The 16,293-nt window shown below is 72.2% G+C and carries 14 protein-coding genes and 1 pseudogene; 9 read left to right on the top strand and 6 right to left on the bottom strand.

What is annotated here, in order from left to right:
* Nucleotides 1-19: 19 nt before the first annotated feature.
* From E5N76_RS14835 to E5N76_RS14825, 3 genes are read left to right on the top strand one after another with little or no spacing between them, the layout of a single operon-like run.
* Nucleotides 20-964: a Bug family tripartite tricarboxylate transporter substrate binding protein gene (locus E5N76_RS14835; RefSeq protein ID WP_187830179.1), complete on the top strand. Its 945-nt coding sequence runs from the start codon at nucleotides 20-22 to the stop codon at nucleotides 962-964.
* Entirely contained in the window at nucleotides 961-3,039 is a 2,079-nt protein-coding gene (locus E5N76_RS14830) for a hydantoinase/oxoprolinase family protein (protein WP_149538087.1), read from the top strand. Before E5N76_RS14835 ends, E5N76_RS14830 begins: the two co-directional genes overlap by 4 nt.
* On the top strand, nucleotides 3,036-4,697 hold the full coding sequence (locus tag E5N76_RS14825; protein ID WP_268921307.1) for a hydantoinase B/oxoprolinase family protein: 1,662 nt from the start codon (nucleotides 3,036-3,038) through the stop codon (nucleotides 4,695-4,697). Before E5N76_RS14830 ends, E5N76_RS14825 begins: the two co-directional genes overlap by 4 nt.
* Nucleotides 4,698-4,773: 76 nt before the next feature.
* Here E5N76_RS14825 and E5N76_RS14820 read toward each other — a convergent pair whose 3' ends face one another.
* Complete coding sequence (locus E5N76_RS14820; RefSeq protein WP_149538086.1) at nucleotides 4,774-5,178, bottom strand: transposase; 405 nt, start codon at nucleotides 5,176-5,178, stop codon at nucleotides 4,774-4,776.
* Between the two features lie 297 nt (nucleotides 5,179-5,475).
* Between E5N76_RS14820 and E5N76_RS14815 the strand changes: the two genes are divergently transcribed.
* Nucleotides 5,476-6,027, top strand: coding sequence for a DUF1003 domain-containing protein (locus E5N76_RS14815; RefSeq protein WP_149538085.1), 552 nt, complete (start codon nucleotides 5,476-5,478; stop codon nucleotides 6,025-6,027).
* A 394-nt stretch (nucleotides 6,028-6,421) separates the two neighbouring features.
* Here the strand turns inward: E5N76_RS14815 and recQ are convergent, their stop codons facing one another.
* From recQ to E5N76_RS14800, 3 genes are all read right to left on the bottom strand, one after another.
* Nucleotides 6,422-8,248 (bottom strand): DNA helicase RecQ, encoded by a 1,827-nt coding sequence (recQ, locus tag E5N76_RS14810; RefSeq protein ID WP_149538084.1) that lies wholly within the window; start codon nucleotides 8,246-8,248, stop codon nucleotides 6,422-6,424.
* A gap of 22 nt (nucleotides 8,249-8,270) precedes the next feature.
* On the bottom strand, nucleotides 8,271-8,660 hold the full coding sequence (locus tag E5N76_RS14805; RefSeq protein ID WP_149538083.1) for an OmpA family protein: 390 nt from the start codon (nucleotides 8,658-8,660) through the stop codon (nucleotides 8,271-8,273).
* Between the two features lie 63 nt (nucleotides 8,661-8,723).
* Nucleotides 8,724-9,722, bottom strand: coding sequence for a Bug family tripartite tricarboxylate transporter substrate binding protein (locus tag E5N76_RS14800; protein WP_149538082.1), 999 nt, complete (start codon nucleotides 9,720-9,722; stop codon nucleotides 8,724-8,726).
* Nucleotides 9,723-10,030: 308 nt separating this feature from the next.
* Here E5N76_RS14800 and E5N76_RS14795 point away from each other — a divergent pair, with 308 nt between their 5' ends.
* On the top strand, nucleotides 10,031-10,432 hold the full coding sequence (locus E5N76_RS14795; protein ID WP_187830178.1) for a nuclear transport factor 2 family protein: 402 nt from the start codon (nucleotides 10,031-10,033) through the stop codon (nucleotides 10,430-10,432).
* 18 nt (nucleotides 10,433-10,450) lie between these two features.
* Here E5N76_RS14795 and E5N76_RS14790 read toward each other — a convergent pair whose 3' ends face one another.
* Together E5N76_RS14790 and E5N76_RS14785 are read right to left on the bottom strand one after the other, a co-directional pair.
* Complete coding sequence (locus E5N76_RS14790; protein WP_149538080.1) at nucleotides 10,451-11,599, bottom strand: benzoate/H(+) symporter BenE family transporter; 1,149 nt, start codon at nucleotides 11,597-11,599, stop codon at nucleotides 10,451-10,453.
* Nucleotides 11,600-12,029: 430 nt separating this feature from the next.
* The gene (locus tag E5N76_RS14785; RefSeq protein ID WP_149538079.1) at nucleotides 12,030-13,094 is read right to left on the bottom strand and encodes a mandelate racemase/muconate lactonizing enzyme family protein; all 1,065 of its coding nucleotides are present in this window, start codon (nucleotides 13,092-13,094) and stop codon (nucleotides 12,030-12,032) included.
* On the opposite strand from E5N76_RS14785, the pseudogene E5N76_RS31385 reads away from it, so the two are divergent.
* From E5N76_RS31385 to E5N76_RS14770, 4 genes and pseudogenes are all read left to right on the top strand, one after another.
* Nucleotides 13,011-13,328 (top strand): annotated as a pseudogene (locus tag E5N76_RS31385) (hypothetical protein); the annotation flags it as partial. The gene E5N76_RS14785 and the pseudogene E5N76_RS31385 sit on opposite strands and share 84 nt — an antisense overlap.
* 1 nt (nucleotide 13,329) lies before the next feature.
* On the top strand, nucleotides 13,330-13,497 hold the full coding sequence (locus E5N76_RS30530; RefSeq protein WP_235907714.1) for a hypothetical protein: 168 nt from the start codon (nucleotides 13,330-13,332) through the stop codon (nucleotides 13,495-13,497).
* Between the two features lie 107 nt (nucleotides 13,498-13,604).
* Nucleotides 13,605-14,594 carry a Bug family tripartite tricarboxylate transporter substrate binding protein gene (locus tag E5N76_RS14775; protein ID WP_149538078.1) on the top strand — a complete coding sequence of 330 codons (990 nt, stop codon included), beginning with the start codon at nucleotides 13,605-13,607 and terminating at the stop codon, nucleotides 14,592-14,594.
* 262 nt (nucleotides 14,595-14,856) lie between these two features.
* On the top strand, nucleotides 14,857-16,083 hold the full coding sequence (locus E5N76_RS14770; protein ID WP_149538077.1) for an Hsp70 family protein: 1,227 nt from the start codon (nucleotides 14,857-14,859) through the stop codon (nucleotides 16,081-16,083).
* The last annotated feature ends 210 nt before the right edge of the window (nucleotides 16,084-16,293 follow it).

The raw sequence follows: 16,293 nt of genomic DNA, 5'->3' as shown, positions 1-16,293 counted from the left end.
GTCAGGCAAGGGGGATCGGGTGCGTCGTCGCGTTCTGCTGCTGTCCGCCCTGGCCTTGGCCGCGCCCGCTGTGGCGCGGGCGGAGGCCTGGCCCAGCCGCCCCATCCGCCTGATCGTCCCCTTCCCGCCCGGCGGCGGCGTGGATCTCACCGCCCGTCTGCTGGCGGAACCCCTCGGCCAGGCGCTCGGCCAGACCATCGTCATCGAAAATCGCGGCGGCGCCGGCGGCGTGATCGGGGTGGAGGCGATGAGCCGCGCCGCCCCGGATGGCTACACCTTCAGCCTGGACGGCGCCGGCACCATCACCGCCGGCCCGCATCTCCGCCGCCTGTCCTATGACGCCATGGGGCTGGCGCATGTCTCGCTGCTGGTGCGCATGCCCTTCATCCTGGCGGTGCGCAACACCCTGCCGGCACGCAGCCTGGCGGAATTCCTGAAGCTGCCGGAGCTGCGCTGGGCCTCGGGCGGCATCGGCACCAGCCAGCACCTGACGGGCGAGCTGTTCCGGCAGATGTCCGGCATGGCAATGACCCACATCCCCTATCGCGGCACCGGCCCGGCGCTGAACGACCTCGCCGCCGGCATCGTGGACGCCTATTTCGGCGATCCCGCCACGCTGGGCGTGATCCGCGGCGGCCAGGCCCGCGCCATGGCGGTGACCTCGCCGGCGCGCTGGCCGCTGCTGCCGGAGGTACCCGCCGTGGCGGAGGCGCTGCCGGGCTATGCATCGGAGAATTGGTACGGCCTGGCCGGCCCCGCCGGCACGCCGCCGGAGATCGTCGCCCGGCTGAACGGCCTGATCCGCGATATCCTGGCGAACCCCGCCACGGCGAAGCGCTTCGACGAGGCGGGGCTGCATCCAGCGCCGATGAGCCTCGCCGAGTACCGCGCCTTTCTCGAGCGCAATTCCGCAACCTGGGCCCGCGTCGTGCAGGCCGGCAACATTCGGGTGGACAGCGATTGAGTACCGCACGCCTTGCTGTCGCGCCGCAGGCGCGCCTTGCCGTGGACATCGGCGGCACCTTCACCGACCTCGTGCTGGAACGCGGGGGGCAGAGCTGGTCCACCAAGATCCTGACGACGCCCGCCGCGCCGGAGCAGGCGGTGCTGGAAGGCACCGAGCGCATCCTCGGCCTTGCCGGCATCGCGCCCGGAGAGGTGGGGCTGGTGGTGCATGGCACCACGCTCGCCACCAATGCGCTGATCGAGCGCAAGGGGGCGCGGACCGGGCTCATCACCACCCAGGGCTTCCGCGATTCGGTGGAAATCGCCTGGGAGCACCGCTTCGAGCAGTACGACATCCATATGGAGCGGCCGGAGCCGCTGGTGCCGCGGCAATGGCGGCTCGGCGTGCCGGAGCGCGTGGCGGCAGATGGCGCCGTGCTGAAGCCGCTGGACGAGGCGGCGCTGCGCGCGGCGGCGGCGGAGCTGCAGGTGGCGGGCATCGAGGCGGTGGCGATCTGCTTCCTGCATAGCTTTACGAACGACGCGCATGAGAAGCGCGCAGCGGAGGTGCTGGCGGAGGTGTTGCCGGACGTCGCCATCTCCCTCTCCTCGGAGGTGGCGCCGGAGATCCGGGAATACGAACGGGCCTCCACCACCATCGCCAATGCCTATGTGCTGCCGCTGATGGATAGGTATCTCGGCCGGCTGGAAAGCGGGCTGCGGGAGGCGGGCATCCCCGCGCCGCTGCTGCTGATGATGTCCTCCGGCGGCGTCACCACGGTGGAGACGGCGCGGCGCTTTCCCGTGCGCCTGGTGGAGAGCGGGCCGGCGGGGGGCGCCATCCTCGCCCAGGCGGTGGCAGCGGAATGCGGCCTGGCACGCGCCGTCGCCTTCGACATGGGCGGCACCACGGCGAAGCTGACCCTGCTGGATGAGCTGGAATTGCAGCGCTCGCGGCAATTCGAGGTGGCGCGGGCGTATCGCTTCATCCAGGGCAGCGGGCTGCCGGTGCGCATCCCGGTGATCGAGCTGGTGGAGATCGGCGCCGGCGGCGGCTCCATTGCGCGGGTGGATGAGCTGGGGCGGATCCAGGTGGGGCCGGACAGCGCCGGCAGCGTGCCGGGGCCGGCGGCGTACGCGCGGGGCGGCACGGCGCCGACGGTGACGGATGCGGATACCGCGCTCGGGCGGCTGGATCCGGCGCGTTTTGCGGGTGGGACCATGACCCTGGACCGCGGGCTGGCGGAGCAGGCGCTGGCGCCGATCGCCAGGGCGCTCGGCAGCGATGCGGCGGGGGCGGCCTCCGGCATTGCCGAGATCGTGGACGAGACCATGGCCAGCGCCGCCCGCGTGCATGCGGTGGAGAATGGCAAGGACACCGCCGACCGCACGCTGATCGCCTTCGGCGGCGCGGCGCCGCTGCATGCGGCGCGGCTGGCGCGGAAGCTCGGCATGCGGCGGGTGGTGGTGCCGGTCGGCGCGGGCGTCGGCTCGGCGCATGGCTTCCTGCGCGCGCCCATCGGATATGAGGTGGTGCGGACGCGGCATATGCGGATCGACGCCTTCGACGCGGAAGCGGTCGGCGCACTCTTCGCCGCCATGCGGGCGGAGGCGGAAGCGGTGGTGCGCCTCGGCGCGCCGGGCGAGGCGCTGGTGGAAACGCGCACCGCGTATATGCGGTATCGCGGCCAGGGGCATGAGATCGCGGTGCCGGTGACGGAGCTCTCCGCCGATGCGCTGCGGGCGGGGTTCGATGCCGGGTACGCCGCGCTGTTCGGTCGTACCATTCCGCGGCTGGAGGTGGAGGCGCTGACCTGGACCCTGGCCCTGGCGACGCACCGCCCCCTGCCCTCCCCGGCGCCGGAGGTGCTGCCGGTACCGGCGGCGAAGCCGGTGGGATACCGCGCCGTGCTGGACCCGGCGAGCGGGGCGGTGGAGGAGGCGGCGGTGATGGAGCGCCTTTCCCTGAAGCCCGGCATGGAATTCTCCGGCCCTGCCCTGGTGGTGGAGGCGGAGACGACGACGGTGGTGCCGCGCGGCTTCCTCGCGCGGGTGAATGCGCTGGGGCAGTTGATCCTGGAGGATCTCTCGTGACCGCTCTGACGGAAATCCGCCTGCAGGTGATGTGGAACCGGCTGCTTTCCGTGGTGGAGGAGCAGGCGCGGGCGCTGGTGCGCACCGCCTTCTCCACCAGCGCGCGGGAGGCGGGGGATATCTCCGCCGGCGTGTTCGACCTGCAGGGGCAGATGCTGGCGCAGGCGGTGACGGGCACCCCAGGCCATGTGAACTCCATGGCGCGGAGCGTGGTGCATTTCCTGCGGGAATTCCCGCCGGAGACGATGAAGCCGGGCGACCACTTCATCACCAACGACCCGTGGAAGGGGACGGGGCATCTCTACGACATCGTCATCACCTCCCCGGCCTTCCACAAGGGAAAGCTGGTGGCGCTGTTCTCCTGCACCACGCATGTGGTGGATATCGGCGGCCTCGGGCAATCGCCCGATGGGCGGCAGGTGTTCCATGAAGGGCTGTTCATTCCCCTGCTGCCGCTGGTGCGGGAAGGCGTGTTCGACGAGAGCCTGATGCGCGTGGTCCGCGCCAATGTGCGGGAGCCGGTGCAGGTGGAGGGCGACATCCACGCCCTCGTCGCCTGCAACCAGGTGGGCGAGGCCAGGCTCTCCGCCATGATGGCGGAGCATGGGATCGCCGATCTCGACGAGCTGGGGACGCATATCATCGCGCGCTCCGCGGCCGGCATGGCGAAGGCGATCGGGGCGCTGCCGCAGGGCACCTGGCACGGGGCGATGCGGATCGACGGGTATGATTCGCCGATCGACCTGAAGGCGGCGGTGACGATCGCGGGGGACCATGTGGCGGTGGATTTCGCCGGGTCCTCGCCGGCCTCGATCTACGGGATCAACTGCCCGATCTGCTACACCGAGGCCTATACGGCCTTCGGCGTGAAATGCGTGGTGGCGCCGACCATCCCGAACAATGCCGGCACGCTGGACGCGGTGCGGGTGACGGCGCCGGAAGGGAGCATCGTCAACGCGCCCTTCCCGGCGGCGGTGAATGCGCGGTCCACCATCGGGCACATGCTGCCGGATGTGGTGTATGGCGCGCTGCACCAGTGCCTGCCCGGGCGGGTGCCGGCGGAGGGGACGAGCAATCTCTGGAACCTCAAGCTCGGCGCCGGGCATGGGATGACGGGGACCGGCGGGGGCGGCAACGCGCCGGTCTCCGCGCCCTTCATGGTGACGACCTTCCATTCCGGCGGGGCCGGGGCGCGGCCGCGGCAGGATGGGCTTTCGGCGACGCCCTTCCCCTCCGGCGTCCGTAACGTGCCGGTGGAGATCACGGAGACCATCGCGCCGGTGGTGATCTGGACCAAGGAATACCGGCCAGATAGCGGCGGGGCGGGGCAGTTCCGCGGGGGCCTCGGCCAGGTGATGGAGGTGGAGCACCGGCATGGCGCGCCCTTCGGCATCTTCGCCACCTTCGAGCGGGTGCATTACCCGGCGCGGGGACGCGAAGGCGGGGCGGCGGGGGCGAAGGGCAGGCTCTCGCTGGCCAATGGGACGGAGATGAAGGGCAAGGGGTTCCAGGTGATCCCGGCCGGGGAAAGGCTGGTGGTGGAGATGCCGGGGGGCGGAGGGTATGGCGAGGCCCGCCAGCGGGACCGGGCGGCGGTGGCGCGCGATGTGGAGCGCGGGCTGGTGACGCCGGAGGGGGCGAAGAGCTACGGCGGATGAGGCCGCCCTCCGCCCGGGATGGCGGGGGTGGGACGAATGCCCGGACGGCGGAAGGGCCGGATGCGGGGGTGTGGGACTATTTTCCCGGCGGGGGCGGGGCGGCCGGCCGGGGAGGCAGGCGCCGGGCCCGGGCGCGGCGGGCGAGGCGGCAGGCCCAGTACTCCATCGCCTTGAGGAGGCGGGGGCAGCGGGGATCGATCAGCGCCTCCGGCAGGCGGGACCAGACGCCTTCATGCGCCAGGCGGCGGAAATGCCTGGCGACGCTGAGGGGCTGGGCGCCGTGGTGGCGGGGAAGGCGCGTCCAGGGCGTATCCGTCACGCAGGCGAAGAGCATCGCCTCGAACCCCTCCCGCCGGGATTCGGTGAGGGGGCGGCCGGGGGCGGTGGCGTCCGGATCCGTATGGGGGAAATGGGGGGCGAGGACGGCCCATTCCTCATCGGTGAGCGGGGTGTAGGGGCGGCGGGGGGTGAAGTGGCGCATGGGGGGCTCCTCATGCGCCTTGTAGGGTATTTTCCCAAGTTTTAAGGATTATATTCCTATGCTCTTCGCTGCGGATGTCGCCTCTGCGCCGATATCCCCACCGTCCGACAGGATCCGCGCTACATGGGAAACGAAGTCCGCTTTTGGCCGGAAGCAGACTGACCGCTTCCGGGCGGCTCCTGGCAAGGCTGACCTCGTAGACCACCAAGCATTTTGGCCTCTCTACCGGCCCAACGCTGTCCTTGGCGCGTTCTGCTCGACGCTCGTGCCCCTTCGGAGCCAAGGATCACTGCCGATATGCCAAGCCCGACACCGATCGTGCCGCCACCCAAACCGGACAGCCTCAGCACCTCCCTCAGGCGTAACATCCAGGCCCTGGAGAACCGACGCCGCAAGGAAGCTGCGGTCGCAACCCGCGAGGAGCGGATCGCCGAGGCCATCACCCGCTTCACCGGCAGTATGATCTTCGTCTACATCCACCTCGCCCTTTACGGCGCATGGATCCTGGTGAACCTCGGGCTCATCCCGGGTGTACCCAAGTTCGACCCATCTTTCGTGGTGCTTGCGATGGAGGCCTCGGTAGAGGCCATCTTTCTCTCCACCTTCGTACTCATCAGCCAGAACCGCATGGCCGCCGCGGCCGATAAGCGCGCCGATTTAGACCTCCAGATCAGCCTCTTGACGGAGCATGAGCTGACCAAACTGTCCGAGCTTGTCGTCGCCATTGCCGAGCGTCTGGACATTCGGGCGGGTGCCAACCCCGAGTTGCGGGAGGTGCAGCAGGACGTCGCCCCGGAAGCCGTACTGGATGAGATCGAAGCGCGGCAGCAAAGGACTGAGGGTCGCTGACAGGACATGACCGCCTTCGTCCATCTCTGTTCAACTGAATGCCACAAGATCACCGCCGCTTTCGGGAAGTTAACCGCAGCACGCCGATGATCGACATGGGCGCGGAGCGGACATCAGCCTCGCCTGTGTCTACGGCTGCTATCCACCCCTGGGCTCGGCGAACCCGCTCCAGCCCTTTGTTTGATCGCATTTTCCGAGTCGTCCGGCGATTCCGCCGGACTTGAAAATGCTCTAGATACTGCGAATCTCGCGATCGCTGCAGATGTCCGCACGCTGAGGGGTTGGGCCCAAACTCACACCGGGGTCCGGGGAGGGGTCCCCTCCCCGGCAGGGAGCGAACGCATGCGTTCGATGGGGGCAGCGCCCCCTGCCCTGCCCAGCCCCAACACCCCCCTCACCCGTGCCGGTGGATGATGTCCAGCACGTCCTCCGCGTAGCGCTCCAGCTTGCTGCGGCCGACGCCCGCCACCATGGCCAGTTCCTCGGCGTCCTGCGGCCGGCGCTCGGCGATGGCGGCCAGGGTTTCATTGTGGAAGATGATGTAGGCGGGCACGCCTTGCGTCTCCGCCTCCTGCTTCCGCCAGGCGCGCAGCGCCTCGAAGAGCGGGTCGCCGGCCATGGCGGGCTGGGTGGCGCGGGCGCGGTCGCGCGGCGCGGCGGCCACCAGGGTTTCGGCGCGGAGCATGACGCGCTGCTCGCCCCTCAGGATGGGGCGGGCGGCGTCGGTCGGCACCAGCTCGCCATGGTTCTCCACCGCCACGTCCAGCGCACCGAGCGCGACGAGCTGCCGCGCCACGCCGCGCCAGGCGCTCTCCGAGAGGTCCTTGCCGACGCCGAAGGTGGGCAGGCGGTCATGGGCGAATTGCGCCACCTTCTCCGTGCTGCGGCCGCGCAGCACGTCCACCAGGTGGCCGAGGCCGAAGCGGCGGCCGGTCCGCAGCACGGCGGAGAGCAGCTTCTGCGCGGCGACGGTGCCGTCGAAGAGGTGGGGCGGGGTGCGGCAGGCGTCGCAGGCGCCGCAATCCTCCGCCCTGTCCTCGCCGAAGCAGCGCAGCAGGATGCGGCGGCGGCAGGTGGCGCTCTCGGCGATGGAGACCATGGCGTCCAGCCGGGCGCGCTCGATGCGCTTCTGCTCCTCGGGCGCCGGGCTTTCGGCGATGCGGTGGCGGGCGAGGGCGATGTCGCCGGCGCCGTAGAGCAGCAGGGCGCGGGCGGGCAGGCCGTCCCGCCCGGCGCGGCCGATCTCCTGGTACCAGCTCTCCGGGGAGCGGGGCAGGTCGAGATGCGCTACCCAGCGGACGTCCGGGCGGTCGATGCCCATGCCGAAGGCGATGGTCGCGGCCATGATGACGGCGTCGCCGCGGGCGAAGCGGCGATGGGCGTCGCGCTTGGCCTCCGGCGGCAGGCCGGCATGGAAGCAGAGGGCGTCGTGGCCGTCGGCGCGCAGCCATTCCGCGGTGGCCTCGGTCTTCGCCCGGCTGCCGCAATAGACGATGCCGGCGCCGGTGCCGTCGGAGGCCTGCTTGATGAAGGCGCGGAGCTGGGCGCGTTCCTGCTCCCGCGGGGCGGCGGTGATGAAGATGTTCGGGCGGTCGAAGCCGCCGCGGAAGACGGGGCTTGCGGTCAGGCCGAGCTGGGCGCGGATGTCCTCGACGGTGCGGGGGTCGGCGGTGGCGGTGAGGGCGAGGCGGGGGACGTTGGGGAAGCGTTCGGCGAGGAGGCCGAGGCCACGGTATTCCGGGCGGAAATGGTGGCCCCATTGGGAGACGCAATGCGCCTCGTCGATGGCGAAGAGGGCGAGGGGGCGGCGGGCGAGGAAGTCCAGCGTGCCGTCGAGGGTGAGGCGCTCCGGCGAGATGTAGAGCAGCTTGACGGCGCCGCGGGCGAGGTCGCGCTTCACCTCGCGGGCCTCGTCCTCCGGCAGGTCGGAGTGGAGGGCGGCGGCGGCGATGCCCTGCTGGCGCAGCGCCGCCACCTGGTCCTCCATCAGGGCGATGAGGGGGGAGACGACGATTCCGAGGCCGGGGCGGCACAAAGCCGGCACCTGGAAGCAGAGCGACTTGCCGCCGCCCGTCGGCATGAGGACGAGGCCGGAGCCGCCGGCCATGACATGCGCCACGATCTCCGCCTGGCGGCCGCGGAAGCCGGCATGGCCGAAGACGCGGTGGAGGACGGCTTCGGGGGTGTCCTCGGCGGCCGGAGGCTCCAGGAGGTCTGACATGGGGCGGGTGCAGCCGGGGGGATCAGGGGCCGAACACAATCTCCACCCGGCGGGCCTCCATGGCCATCAGCTCGAAGGGCACGGCGCCGCGCGGCTCGATGCGGATGCGGCCCTGCCCCACGCCGGCCTGGACCAGCGCGTCGGCCACCTGGCGGGCGCGGGTCTCGGACAGGGTGCGGTTGTAGCTGGCCGTGCCGGTGTCCGGTGCGGCGAAGCCGCGGATGATGACCGGGCTCAGCGGCCGCGCCCTGGCCCGCTCCGCCACCTGGGCGATCACCTGGCGCGCCTCGTCGTCAAGGGCGGCGCTGTCTTCGGTGAAGAAGACGACCGCGGGGTGCCGGCGTTCCGCCTCGGTGGCGCAGGCCGAAAGGGCGGCGAGGGCCAGGAAGGCGGGAAGGACTCGTCTCTGCATGGTGCCCAATGGGGCATGCGGGGATGCGCCGGGTCAACCTCGCGCTGCGGCTGGCGGGTGGGATTACTCGGCGGTGATGCCGGCGCGGTGCACCAGGGCGCCCCAGCGCTGCTGTTCCCGGGCGATGAAGGCGCCGAATTCGGCAGGGCTGGCGCTGGCCAGGGCGAGGGTGGCGGAGGTGGCGAAACGGTCGCGGATCTCCGGCCGGGCCAGCAGGGTGGCGAGGATGCCGTGCCAGCGCGGCGCGATCTCCGCCGGGGCGGCGGCGGGGAGGAGCAGGCCCTGCCAGGAGCTGGCGATGAATTCCGGGAAGCCGCTTTCCGCCATGGTGGGGGTGCGGGGCAGGCCCGGGGCGCGGGCGGCGGTGGTGACGGCGAGCGCCTTGAGCCGGCCGGCCTGGATCTGGCCGAGGGCGGAGGAGAGGGTGACGAAGAGGCAGTGGACATCGCCGGCGACCGCCGCCGTTACCGCCGGGCCGGCGCCGCCGGGATAGGGGACGTGCACCATGTCGAGCCGGCCGGCCTGCTCGCGCAGCAGCTCCATCTCCAGCCGGTTCAGGCTGCCGGCGCCGGGGGAGCCGTAATTCACCTGGCCGGGATGGGTGCGGGCATAGGCCAGCAGCTCCGCCACGGTGAAGAAGGGGGCGGCGGGGTGGGCGACCAGCGCATCCGGCGTTTCCGAGACCAGGGAGATGGCGGCGAAATCCGTCTGCGGCCGGGTGCGGATGGTGCGGGCGAAGACGGCCGGGTTGACCGCCAGGGTGCCGACATTGGCGAGGAAGAGGGTGTAGCCATCCGGCGTGGCGCGGGCGGCGGCCTCCATGCCGACATTGCCGGCGGCGCCGGGGCGGTTCTCGATGATGACGGGCTGGCCGAGCGCCTCGGCGAGGTGGGGCTGGAGGATGCGGGCGGCGAGATCGGTGGCGCCGCCGGGGGCGAAGGGGATGAGGAGGCGGATGGGGCGGTCGGGGTAGGAGGCGGCGCGGCCGGGGCGGGGGGTGGCGGTTGTGGAGAGCGCGGCGGTGGCCAGAAGCGCCCGCCTGGTGGCGGCGGCGTGGGGCATGGGCGTCCTCCTCCGATCCTTCGTTGGGCGGGAGGCTAGAGCAGATCGCCGGAGGGTGGAATCGCCCGGAGGCGTGAATCTGCTCTACCATCAATAAGATAGAGCGTCTTCACGCTGCGCAGTCAGCGTGAAGACGCTCTAGAGCGGTTGGGTGAAGGCGCGGCAAGGGAAACGGGCCTTGTCCCCGCCACGCGCCGCCCGGTCGGCACGCGCCAATCGGCGATTGCCATGGCATGAGGCGGTTGGCACCTTCGCTGGCCCGTGCAACCCGGTTCATCAACGCGACCGACGCACGCAAGGGAGGCGCAATGCGCGACGCCGACAAGATCCGGGCCATGCTCGTCGCATGGGCCGAGGCCGTGGCCGCGGGCGATCGCGCCGGCATTCTCGCCGACCACGCTCGCGATGTGCTGATGTTCGACTTTCCGAACACCGTGAAGGGCATCGACGCCTATGATCGGACCTGGGATTTCTTCGATGCTTCGCGCCGCAGCGAGGTGACCTTCCGGCCGGGCGACATTCAGGCCGTGGCGGGGAGCGAGGTTGCTTTCGCCAGTTGCGAGATTCACTGTGCAGGCACCACCGCCGATCCGATCGATTTCCGCCTGACGATGGGGTTCTGCAAGGAAGCCGGCCGTTGGGTGATCGTGCATGAGCACCATTCGATGCCGACCACGGAGGAGGTGCTGATCGGCCCGGACGTCGCATAGGCCTGCCCGCCGGCCTCCCTACCCCCGCCGCAGCACCAGCATCCCGCCCCCCGCCAGCAACCCCCAGAACGCCCCGGAAATCCCCGCCACCGTCAGGCCGGAGGCCGTCACCAGGAAGCAGATCACCGCCGCCTCCCTGCCCTCCGGCGCCGCCAGCGCCCCTTGCAGCGCCGCGCCGAAGGCCCCCAGCAGCGCCAGCCCCGCCACCGCCTGGATTAGGATGGGCGGCGCCGCGTCGACGAAGGCCGTCGCCGTGCCGGCCAGCAGCCCGAACCCGACATAGACCGCCCCGGCCACCACCGCCGCCTGCCAGCGCCGCGCCGGGTCCGGCTCCGCCTCCGGGCTGGCGCAGAGCGCCGCGGTGATGGCGGCGAGGTTCACCGCATGCCCGCCCAGCGGCGCCCCCAGCAGGGTGAACGCCCCCGTCACGGTGAACAAAGGCCCCGGCGCCGGCCGGTAGCCATTGGCGTTCAGCACCGCCATGCCGGGGATGTTCTGGGAGGCCATGGTCACCAGGAACAGGGGCAGCGCGATCCCGAGCATCGCCGAGGGCGAGAAGGCCGGCCATACCCAGACCGGCGCCGGCCCCGCCGCCGCCAGCAGCCCGGGCGGCAGCGCCACCGTCGCGCCGATCAGGACCAGCGCCGCCAGCACCGCGGCCGGCACCGCCAGCAGCCGGTTCAGCCGCCCCACCAGCGCCCAGGCGGCGAAGATCGCCAGCCCCATCGCCGGCGCCTCCGCCACCGCGCGCACCGGCGCCAGGCAGAGGCCCAGCAGCACCCCCGCCAGCATGGCATTCGCCAGCGGCGGCGGGATGGAAGCCACCGCCCGGCCCAAGGGCTTCCACAACCCCGCCGCCACGATCAGCGCGCCGGTCAGCAGGAAGGCCCCCACCGCCTCGGCAAAGCCGCCCGAAGGCGCCGCGGAGGCCGCCAGCAGCGCCGCCCCCGGCGTGGACCAGGCGATGCTGATGGGCATCCGCCGCCAGAGGCTCAGCAGCATGCCGCACAGCCCCATGGCGATGGAAAGCGCCATCAGGCCGGAGGCCGCCTGGGCCGGGCTGGCGCCCATCGCCTGCAGCCCCTGCAGCACCACGGCGAAGGAAGACGCGAAGCCGACGAACCCCGCCAACAGCCCGGCCGCCAAGGCGGGCGCCGAAATCCGCATCCCCTGTCACCCCATCCCCTGCGGCGGGGCGCGGCATAGCCCCGGCGGGCGGCGCTGCCTACCCCGCCAGCGTCAGCCCCGGCCCACACCTCAGCCACGGCACCGAAGCCCCCGCGGCGGACACCGCATCCTTGAGAAGGATGGCATCCGGTCCGCCAGGGCCGGCCCTCCGCTGCGCAGCAGCGAAGCTCCTGCGGCGGAGCGCCCCCAAGGACGCCGCCTGTTCCGCCAGCGTCGGCCCTCCCCGCCTCTCCTGCGGCGGCGGCCGCATCCCCCAAGGGCGGCGCCCGTCCCGTCAGCGCCCGCCTCCGCGCACCGCCCGTGGCGGAGGCCGCATCCCCCAGGGTGCCGTCTGCTCCGCCAGCGCAGCCTCCGCGGCCCGGCAACGGCCCCCCCGCGCCGGGGGCCGCATGCCCGGGGCGCCGCGCGCCTACCGCGCCAGCGTCAGCCCCAGCCCAACCCCCTGCGGCACGGCGACAAAGCCGCCCTCCGGCGCCAAAGCCGGATAGGGCGGCCTGGCGAGGTCGGCGAAATAGATCTCGATCGGCTGCTCCTGCTCCGCCGCCGCCAGGTAGTGCAGCGTCGCCGCCAGGCCGGGGCCGAAATAGGGGCTGTGCGGCACCAGGGCGACGCCGCGCCGCCGCGCCTCCGCCGCCACGGCGAGCAGGCCGGTGAGGCCGATCTTGGTGACGCTGGGCTGCACCACATCCACCGCGCCGGCCGCCAGCATGTTGGCGATGTCGCCGGGCGAGCCGAGGCATTCGCCGGCGGAGACCGGGGTGTGGCCGGCGGCGCGCACCGCGGCGATGCCGGCAAAGTCCTCGGGCGGCCAGATCGGCTCCTCCACCCAGCCGATGTTCCAGCCCTTGACCGCCTGGCAGAAGGCGACGGCCTCGGGGATGCTCGGCCAGGCGCAGTTGATGTCGAGCATCAGCGGGATCTCGGCGGGCGCGGCGCGGCGGGCGGCCTCGATGCAGGCGAGGTCCACCTCATGCAGCTTGATGTGGCGGTAGCCGCGCGCCACCGCCTTCTCGGCGTTGGCCGCGACCAGTGCCGGCACGCCGTAGCGCAGCAGGCTGGCATAGGCCGGCACGCGGTCCCGCTTCGCGCCGCCCAGCAGCGCGTGCAGCGGCTTGCCGGCGAGCTGGGCGGCAAGGTCCCAGAGGGCGATGTCGAGGCCGGCGAGAGCGAAGGTGACGGGGCCGTTGCGGCCGAAATTGTGGAAGCGGCGGTGCAGCTTCGTCATCAGGGCGGGGATGTCGTCCGCCGCCTCGCCGAGGCAGGCGGGCGCGATGAGCCGCTCCAGCGCCTCCTTGGTCGTGCCGACCAGGGTGAAGCCGAAGCCCTCGCCGAGGCCGGTGAGGCCGGCATCGGTCGTCACCTCCACCAGCAGCGTGTCCATGGCCCGGAGGTGGAGGTTGCCGCCGGGGCCGGCGGGGTTGCCGTAGTCGAACGGCGTGCTGTGGATGCGGCCGGTGACGGCGGTGATGCGCATGGTCTTCGTCCCTTCCCTCCCCGCCAGTCTTGCAGGGCGGTGCCAGCGGGGAAAGTGGTGGGGAAAGTGGGACGGAAGGGGCCGGGCCGGCGGCTTCACGATGGGGCGAAGCGCAACCCGCTGCTGCCCGGGGTGCCGGGCTTCGCCGAGGCCGGGCTGCCTGGGGCGGCGACGGATAACTGGCACGGCTTCGTCGCGCCCGCGCGGACGCCGCCGGCAGCGATGGCCAGGCGGCATGCTGCCATCCACGCGGCGCTCTCCGAGCCGGAGACGGTGGGGCTGCTGCTGGCGCAGGGGGGCCATCGCCCGGCCGCAGAGCCCGCAGGAATTCGCCGCCTTCCTGAAGAGCGAGGGCGAGCGCTGGGGCGAGGTGATCCGCCGCGCCGACACCAGGCCGGACTGACCGCGCCCGGCGGGGACCGGAGGCCGGGGCGGCGGCCCCGGCTTCCAGCCGCGGGCGCGGCAGGGTAGGAGGAGCGTAACGACAACAGCGGCGAGGAGGAAAGGTCGATGCGTCGGATCCTGCTGGGGGCCCTGCTGGCGCTGCCCGCATCGCTGCCCGTATCGCTGCCCTCTGGGGCGCCTGCCCGGGCGCAGGAGGCCTTCCCCACCAAGCCGATCCGGCTGGTGGTGCCCTTCGCGACCGGCGGGCCGAGCGATATCGTCGCCCGCGTGCTGGCGCCGAAGATGACTGTAGTGCTCGGCCAGGCGGTGGTGGTGGAGGCCAGGCCCGGCGCCGGCGGCGTCACCGGGATGGATGCGGTGGCGAAGGCGGCGCCGGATGGCCACACCATCGGCCTCGGCAGCGCGGGCGGGCTGGCCATCTCGCCCAGCCTGCAGCCCAGCATGCCCTATGTGGTGGCGCGGGATTTCGCGCCGCTCAGCCTCGCCGTCATCGTGAACGAGCCGCTGGTGGTGCCGGCCAGCATGCCCTGGCGCAACCTGGGCGAGCTGCTGGCGGATGCCAGGGCGCGGCCGGGGGCGCTGAATTACGGCTCCACCGGGCCGGGCAGCATGCCGCATCTGGCGGGGGAGCTGATCAAGCTGACCGCCAATGTGGACATTACCCATGTGCCCTATCGCGGCGGCGCCCCGCTCTCGACCGCGCTGGTGGCGGGCGAGGTGCAGATCGGCTTCGCCGACCTCCCGATCCTGCTGCCGCATATCCGCGCCGGCACCATGCGGGCGCTGGCGATCGGCAGCGCCCAGCGCTACCCGCTGCTGCCGGAGGTGCCGACCTTCGCCGAGGCCGGGCTGCAAGGGGTGACGGCGGATAATTGGCATGGCTTCGTCGCCCCGGCGCGGACCCCGGCGCCGGTGCTGGCGGCGCTGCACCGGGCGGTGCAGGCGGCGCTGACCGATCCCGAGAATGTCCGGCTGCTGAATGAGCAGGGGGCCATTCCCTCGCCGCAGAGCCAGGAGGAATTCGCCAGCTTCATCGCCCGGGAAACCGAGCGCTGGGGCGAGGTGATCCGCCGGGCCGGGGTCAAGCCGGACTGATTGCTCCCCCGACGTCGCTCCGCGCCGTCGTGGCCCCGGGTTTTATCCCCATGAAGCCGCTGCGCGCCTTCATGGGGGGCCCCGGATCTCGCCCCGGGCGGGCGCCGCGCGCCGCCGCGAGGCCCGTTTGGGCCTGGGGACAGGCGCCTCGCACAGCCCGCCGCGGCAAAGCCGCGACGGGGCAACGGAGGGCGGGGTTTCGGCGCCGGGACAGCAGGACGGGCTTGCGGTGGGGGGCTGGGGCTGCTCAAACGCGCGGCCCATGACTCCCGTGCTCGGTGTCGATTTCGGCACCACCAACAGTGTGGTGGCGCTGCGTGATGCCGCCGGCCGCCTGACGACCGCCCGCTTCGCCCTCGGCGCCGAAAGCTTCGAGGTGTTCCGCAGCGTGCTCTGCTTCTGGACCGAGGCCGGGCGGCGGCGCCATGCCGCCGGCCCGGCGGCGATCGAGGCCTATCTGGAGGATCCGCTGGCCTGCCGGCTGATCATGTCCATGAAGTCCTACCTGGCGCAGCGGAGCTTCGGCGAGACGCGGATCGCCGGGCAAAGCTGGCGGCTGGAAGGGCTGATCGGCCTGTTCCTGCGGGCGCTGCTGGGCAGCCGCGAGGGCCAGGTGGTGGCCGGGCGGCCGGTGCGCTTCGCCGGCGATGCGCCGGACGAGGCGCTGGCGGAGACGCGGCTGCGCGCCGCCTATGCCGAGGCCGGCTTCCCCGAACTGCGCTTCGCGCTAGAGCCGGAGGCGGCCGGCCACCGCTTCGCCGCGACGCTCGATGGGCCGGCGACGGTGCTTGTTGGGGATTTCGGCGGCGGCACCAGCGACTTCTCCGTGCTGCGCTTCGAGCCGGGGGCGCGGGCGGTGGCGCTGGGCCATGCCGGCATCGGCATCGCCGGCGATGATTTCGACTACCGCATCATCGACCATGTCGTCTCGCCCCTGCTGGGCAAGGGCAGCCTGTACGGGGTGATGGGCAGTAAGCGGATGCCGGTGCCGGCCGGCTGGTACACCGGCTTCGCCCGCTGGCACCGGCTTTCCCTGATGCGGGCGCCCAAGGTGCTGGCCGACATCGAGGCGGTGGCGCGCACCGCGGAGGCGCCGGAGCAGCTCCGCCACCTGATCCGGCTGGTGGAGGAGGAGGCGGGCTATGCCCTGTACCGCGCCGTCTCCGGCGTGAAGGCGGCGCTCTCCGGCGCCGAGCGCGCGGTGCTGCGCTTCCGGCACGAAGGCTTCGTGGTGGCGGCGGAGGTGGCGCGGGCGGATTTCGAGGCCTGGATCGCGCCGGAACTCACGAAGATCGCCGCCACGGTGGAGGCGGCGCTGGCGGATGCCGGGCTGGGCGCGGCGGCGGTGGACCGGGTGTTCCTCACCGGCGGCACCTCCCTGGTGCCCGCCGTGCGGCGCATTTTTGCGAGTCGCTTCGGCGCCGGGAAGCTGGCGGGCGGTGGGGAATTCGTCTCGGTGGCGGAGGGGCTGGCGCTGATGGGGGGCTAGTGTCCCGATTCCGAACACTAGAGCGGTTTCACCTCGCCTATGCTCGGCGAACCCGCTCTGGTCCTTTAGTTTGGCCGCATTTTCCGACGCGTCCGGCGATTCCGCCGGACTTGAAAATGCTCCAGGCCGGCTGCAGCCTTTTGCTGCAAGGCTTCCAACGGGGTTGGACATGCTGCGTCCAACCGGCCATGGGGCGTGGCCTTCGAGGAG

It is taken from the genome of Siccirubricoccus phaeus (assembly GCF_008360935.1).
Classification (GTDB): domain Bacteria; phylum Pseudomonadota; class Alphaproteobacteria; order Acetobacterales; family Acetobacteraceae; genus Siccirubricoccus; species Siccirubricoccus phaeus.
Note: the sequence above shows the minus strand (reverse complement) of the source record. Positions and strands in the feature narration are given on the sequence as shown.